This is a genomic window from Verrucomicrobium sp. BvORR106, assembly GCF_000739655.1.
Classification (GTDB): domain Bacteria; phylum Verrucomicrobiota; class Verrucomicrobiia; order Verrucomicrobiales; family Verrucomicrobiaceae; genus Verrucomicrobium.
This window is the reverse complement of the sequence record NZ_BATR01000167.1, coordinates 80575-87677: the sequence shown is the minus strand read 5'-3', so window position 1 is coordinate 87677 and position 7103 is coordinate 80575. Positions and strand designations below refer to the sequence as shown.

2 protein-coding genes are annotated in these 7103 nt (G+C 54.6%); both read left to right on the top strand.

From position 1 onward, the window contains the following. Positions 1-193 precede the first annotated feature (193 nt). Entirely contained in the window at positions 194-4060 is a 3867-nt protein-coding gene (locus tag BV106_RS30360; protein ID WP_081892459.1) for an autotransporter-associated beta strand repeat-containing protein, read from the top strand. Further along, positions 4057-7101 (top strand): autotransporter-associated beta strand repeat-containing protein, encoded by a 3045-nt coding sequence (locus BV106_RS30355; protein WP_038171141.1) that lies wholly within the window; start codon positions 4057-4059, stop codon positions 7099-7101. The genes BV106_RS30360 and BV106_RS30355 overlap by 4 nt, the downstream gene beginning before the upstream one ends. Positions 7102-7103: the final 2 nt, after the last annotated feature.

Sequence of the window (7103 nt, the reverse complement as noted above, 5' to 3'; positions counted from 1 at the left end):
CTCTTTTTTGTGATTTTCTTAACTTTTGCGACCCGGGTACTTCGACTTTTGCGGAAATCTCCCCGTAGGCACGTGTCTTTGTTGGTTTAATATCGCCAACTCCAACGAAATGAAGACTCTGCTTAATGAAAATCGGGAAACAGCTTGTCATTGTCCGCCAAAACGGAGATAAAGAGACCACTTCGTATTTACAATGAAAAATCCCCGTTCGTTGCAGATCCTCAAGTCCTGCTCCACAGCCGCTGCTTTGGCCCTCGGTCTTTGCGGTTCCGCTGCATTTGCTCAAGTAAGTTTCACTGAATGGACCGCAACAACTGGCACGCCAGGTTGGGGTACGGCGGCAAACTGGAGCCCCGGCGTCGTGCCGTCTGCGCCAGGAGCCATCGTCAACATCAATAGTAATATTGGTGCTGCTGGTTTGGTGATTACGATCCCCACTGGCACCACTGAGGTGGTTGGTGTGCTCAGTTTGGGAGATCTCTCTGGAAACGAAGGAGCGTTTACGATCAATGCAGCGGGGGCGGGTGCCACCCTGGAAATGAACGGCAATGGCGGATGGGCGTTCATCAATCGAATCACGGGCGCTTCATCCGCTGCAAACGTGATCAATGTGCCGATCACCTTGTCCAGCCTGTTGAATGTCAACATCAATACGGCGAACAACAACGCGGGGTTGACGATCAACGGAATCATCTCGGGCAGCAAAGGCCTCCTGCTGTCAGGTGGTGGCAGGCTTACGATGACCGGGGCCAACACTTACACCGGCAACACCCAGATCGCCAATAGAGGCTTTGGTGACTCGGCCAACCCGAATTTGATTCTTTCAAACGTGTCGGCAAATGTGGCTGACAACGCCATTGCGGGTCACTTGTTGATTGGCAATGCCAGCCGTGGTGGCACTGGATCCGCTGTCGTTCATTTAGGGGCCAGTGAGCAGATTGCTGATGACAAGTACATCCGCATGGATGGCACGAGCGGGAACAACGGCTTTTTCAAAATGCTCGGTCACGAAGAGACCGTACGAGGCATCATTGACCACACCCGAGAAGGTGTGATTGAAGTAACCCAGGATGAAGGTACCCCGACTGGAACTGTCGGGGGAATTGGGGCACAGGCGAATTCAACCCTCACCCTCAACACCCAGGCGGGGGACGTTTTTTACTATGGAGGTTACCTTAGGAATCGCAGCGGTGGCTCCAGTACCGCGGTGTTGAATTTGATCGTTAAAGGGGCCGGCACCCAAATCCTTGCTGGTGACCGCATCAGCTACACTGGGGTCACTCAGGTGGATGGGGCCACCTTGGTTCTCTTCGACGTCCGGGACGGCAGCAGCAACAACCGCTTTTCAAGCGATGTGACACTCTCGAACAATGCGACTCTTGAGTTTCGCGTCAATAACACTTGGAACGGGTTCAACCGCATTGTCTCAGGCACAGGGAACATCATCCGCACGGGTGACACGACGGCGACTCTGAACTACACCTCAAGCGTCACGGTGGCAGGGGATCTCACCATCGCCGGGCACGCGGGGGCGACCAATTTCAGTGGCGCAGTGACCTCGTTTGAGGACTTTAGAATGCTCAGGCCGCTCCTGAACATGGCGGACAATTCGATCGTCAGGTTTCAAGGGGCTAGCGCCACTTTCAGCGGAAGTTTCATGGTCGAAGGCCCGCTCTCGCAGGTCATCGTGCAAGGGGCGCTGAGTGTTGCAGGAGATGTGACCCTGAAGCGGAGCTACATGTCCATCCAACCAGGGGCTTCTGGAACGCTGACCGCCAATAAGATCTCACTCTACGGCCGGCCAGGGGTCAACGAGGGCTATCTTGAGATTCGAAATACTGGCTCAGCGAATCTTACCGACCGTGTCAACGCTGCCCCAATCGACTCCTATGGCGGGACGATCAGCTTTGCTCACGATGGAAGTGCCAACGCGTTTTCTGAAGGGTTGGGCACGCTGAATCTCATTCGCGGATCGAGTCAGATTATTACCACCAAAGCTACTGGAGGCACCAGTGCACTGAGCTTCGCTGGAATTACTCGTACCGCGGGATCTGGTGCGACGATTGACTTCACGGGGACTGATCTTGGTGCAGACCTGCAAAACCGGATCCTGATCGGTGGCGCTGTGCCCTCAGATGACGGCATCATTGGAGGCTGGGCTACTGTTAACGGGAATGAGTTTGCCGTTTACGGTGCCAATGGAGTGCAAGCACTTAACAATGCGGGCACGAACCAGGACGTTTGGACCGCAACGACCGTGAACGCCAAGATGATTGCGTCTCAGTCGGCCACGGTGGTGAAGACCATCAACTCTTTGAATATTCAGCAGACGAGCGGCGCGCTGACGCTGACTCTGGGTGCCGTCGCAGGAGCTGATTTGATCATCGAGTCGGGCGGTCTCCTTTCAAGCGGCAATAACCACGTTATCGCTGGTACCAACAGTGCCTCCATCACCGCTGGTAACGCGGTTGGAACTGCGAACGACGAGTTCTTCATCAACGTGCTTAACAACACGCTTCGAATTGATGCTTCGATCGTTGAGCGGAGTGCGGGTTCAACATTGAGTCTCGTAAAGAGCGGCGCTGGCACTCTTCAGCTGAACAATGCCAACACCTATCGTGGGCCCACCAGGCTCAACAATGGCATTCTGAGCATCAGCAATCAAAACCAGCTTGGAGCGAATACTGCGGACATTATCTTCAATGGCGGTACGCTTTTGGCAAATGCGGGTACTGTGACCATCAATGATGCGGGCCGTGACATCACCGTAACTGAGGCTGGAGGGACACTGCGTGTAAACCAGAATGCCACGTTGACGATCACCCGGCCGATCAATGCTGTCGGTGCCGTCGTGTTCGATACGACCAGCGGGGGGACGGGGCCAAATACCCTTAATCTTAACGGCAACAATACGTTTGCCGGCGGTCTTGAGACTATCAACGCGATTACCACCGCAGTGATGAACGTCACTGGGAGCAATACCATGAGCCACATTCGCGTCATTGGTGGCTCGGTAAACCTGGGCACCAACGGGGTGAGCACCAATACCATTGCCGGGGACATTCGGGTGGAAGTGGGCGATCTGACATTGTTCGGAACCAACAATTTCTCAGGGAAAGTCGTGCTAAACGGAGGGAGACTCATTTTGGGTGGAGCAAATTCGCTCACTCATACCTCAGGAAGCTTTGCACTGCAGGCTACTGGTGGCTTCAGCCTCAATGGAAACACTGTTACTGTTAACGAGCTCACCGGGGGATCGACCACCAACGGTAAGATTGACAACGGAAGCGCCAGTGCGGCGAAGATCATTATCAATCAAGAAAGCAACACCACTTATGCTGGTGACATCATGGATACCGCTTTCAGCCAGGGGACAGCAGGCAAGCTTAGCCTGACGAAAACTGGGAATGGAAACCTTACCCTGACAGGAAATGGTAGCGACTACAGCGGGGTCACTGAAATTCTTGGCGGTACAATTACGGTCAACAAACTTGGGCTTGGTGGCTATTCCGAGACAAGTAGCATTGGCTCAGGCTACTTGGCCACAGATCTCATCCTCAACGGGGGCGCATTGCGGTTTAATGGAACCAATCAATCCGTGACCGACCGATCCTTCACATTAGGGGTTGGCGACGAGGCGGGATTTTTGATCGCTGATGGCACAAGCCGCAATGCGATCCTCACTTTTGGTGATTCTACGTACTCCGACGCCGTGAAATTCACGGGGAGTGGGGCGCGGACATTGACATTGGGCGGATTTAACGTTGGTGACAACACCTTCAATCTCGTGCTTGGAGATGGTACGGGAGGGCGCACTTCGCTCAACAAGACCGGCAACGGCACTTGGATCTTGACCCGCGCCAATACATACACAGGCAAGACCGTCGTGACCGGCGGCGTGCTTGGGGTGACAGCGAACGGGGCGCTCGGGGCCGCAGCTGGTGATGCGGTGGTACTGATGGGGGGCCAGTCGGTGAGTGGTTTCCCAGTCGGAGGAGTTTTGGATCTGCGCAACGTCAACTATTCAGATGCGAAGACAATTGTCCTGGAGGGGGGATGATTGCGACCACGACGGGCGATAGCACATGGGCGGGCAAAGTGTTGGTAGGCGTGAACTCCAACGTTTTGGTCAGGGCAGGGGCGTCGTTGACTTTCAGCGGGGCTTTGGGAGGTCGTGGCAGCATCACCCAGTACGGTGAAGGCACCGTCGTTTTGGCCGGTAACAACATCATCACTGCTGGCGACAACGTTAGAAACGTGAGCTCCGCCAGCTATACCGTGCTCACTGGCACCTTGCGGCTTGACTACACCAACAATGCGGGCGGCAAGCTCGCGGATCAGGCTGACTTGACGCTCGGGGGAAGTCGGCAGGGTGGCAAGGTTGAACTCAAAGGTGGCGCGGCGGGGACTGTGGAGACGATCGCAAGCCTGACTCTTAACGCCGGCGACAACGAAATCACGCGGCTTGATGGTGGTGCCGTCTTGCAGTTGAACACGATCAACCGCAACGCTGGGAGCACTATAAACTTTGGCCAGGACGACATTGCATCGTTGGATCGCCTGAACGTCAACGGGATCCTTGGAGGGTGGGCGACCGTAGGGGGCACTGACTGGGCCATGAACAGTGGTTCTACTATTGTGGGCGGGGCCAACGGTGCGGTAGATGGAAACGGTAACGTGATCGGTGTCCTGGATGGCTTTGTCCGCAAGTACACCAATTACACAGTGGACACTTGGGGAGCGACAAGGAACACCACTGTCCAAAACAACAATACCCAGACCAATGCGACGACCAATACCCTTCGCTTTGGGGACGTCGGTCCGCGGACTGTCACCTTGAATGGCGTCAATACCATTTCAACCGGTGGTTTGCTGGTGACCGCTGCTGTCGGGGCCAACGATATCACCATCAATGGATCTGGTACTCTTACACCTGGCACTTCCGCCGCGCTGGCCAGCGAACTGGTTCTGATTCAGAACAACGTCGCAGGTGATTTGGTCATCTCGGCTGTGGTCGGCAACAACACGTCGGGCGGGCAGTTGAGTGGAATTGACAAGTTGGGTGATGGCAAGGTCGTGCTGGCAGGCTTAAACACCTTCACTGGCGTCACGACCATCAACGCTGGCGTGCTCTCAGTGAACACCATCTTCAATGCGACAGCCACCGCTGGCACCACGGCAAGCGCTCTGGGTGCCTCCAGCAATGCGGCATCCAACCTGATAATGAATGGTGGCACGCTCCAGTACACAGGTGGGACTACCAGCACAGATCGCGGTTTCACCATCAATTACGATGGTCGCTTTGATGTAACGAACGAGAATAGTAGCATTACCTTCACAGGCCAGATGGCTACTCCTGGCACGGAAGGGGACTACATTTTCACCAAGATGGGTGCCGGGACCATGGTGATGAACCCGACGGCGAGCACAGCGATGACTGGGTACGGCATCACTGGTTACAATGTCGTTGGTGGACGTCTGCAACTGATGATGCGGATGACCGGCACGGACGTGAATGCTGGCGGAAACAACAACCGATTTGCTCGTTCGGACATCGCGACCCTTACAGTGGGTGGAGGCACTTTCGAACTTGTGGGGGCGGCAACCGCCAACTTGCAGCAAGTTCTTCCAGGGCAGTTTACGGTGGGTGAGGGAGCTTCCCAAGTATGGGCAACATCTCAGATTGGAGCCAGCACCTCCCTGTTCCTGCAAGATGCAGTGGAACCAAAATCGGTGGTGCGCCTTGCTGGTGGAACTGTGACCTTCGTTGAAAATGCTTTCCGTGAAGCTGGGACGGCCAATATCTTCCTCCGTAACCTTGCGATCGAGCAGAACAAGGTGCTGTCATGGGCAACCTACTGGAACCGGACCGATCTGACCAACCTTAATGACTTCGTTGCTCCTGGTGTAAATGACTTTGCACTGGTGTCTAGCACCAACAATGACATCGTGGATGCTGACAGCCAGTCAGTATACTTTGTTGCCGCACCTGCTTCGAATGCGGCCAATGCCGCCAACTGGGACTTGGTGCCAATTGCCCAGCGCTATTTCTCTGAGGGTTCTGCAGTGTTCTCTGGCACTACTGACCCAGGCGATCTGACGATTCAGCTTCTTCGCTACTACCGTCAAGAGGCGAGCACTGTCAATATCTCGGGTAAGCTTATCCTTCAACAAGGTGCAATCCTTGCCGCAGCGCATATTGGCAACTTCAATAAGACGATCACTGGAGGGCAATTGACGAGCAACTTCCTCTCGTCAACAGGAGCCGACTTGATGATGCACAACTGGAATCCGGCTGCTGCATTTACGATTGGATCAACTATTGTCGATCCTGGAACCGTGTCACGGACCACATTTCAGATTGGCGATACAGTTCTTCAAACTCTTCCTACTGGTTTGGTCGTGGGCATGCCGATTTCTGGCACGGGCATTCCCGCTGGAACGGTGATCGTAAGTATTGATAGCGTCAATGGCTATATATTCCTTAACCAGCCGGTCAGTATTCCATCCAATCCTTCCGGCACTGCTGTAAACTATGGCTCCGGAAAGCTGAATTTTGTCCACACCGGTCTAAGCGTGAGCAATCAGACGCAGGATGTGGTCGTTACATCCACGACAATTATCGGCAATCTCACCAACGGGAATGCTACGGTGAATATGACCTCGGTAGATGGGCTCAAGATCGGGATGAAGGTGCTGGGTGCCAACATTCCGTTGGGTACGACTATCCTTGATATTGACACGGTCAACAACACCATTCTACTGAGCCAGAACCCCAACTCTACGATCGCGCAGGGGTTGAACTTCTATGAGATCGCCACTATTGGCTCTTATCAAACGGGGGTGGGTACGACGATCCTTACGGGTACGAACACCTACACCGGGACCACATTCTTACACGGCGGTGTGTTGCGCCTGAACAGTGCGGGAGCGCTTCCGGGTGGTATTGGGACCACGGGGGGACCAGTCACATCAAGTTCAACGGCGGTGTTTTGGGCCTTGGCTTCAACAACTTCACTCGTGGGCTTGGGCTTGGGGATCATCAGTTTCAATTCACGGGTAGCGGTGGATTCGCTGCTTATGGCGCGAATCGCTCGGTGAAC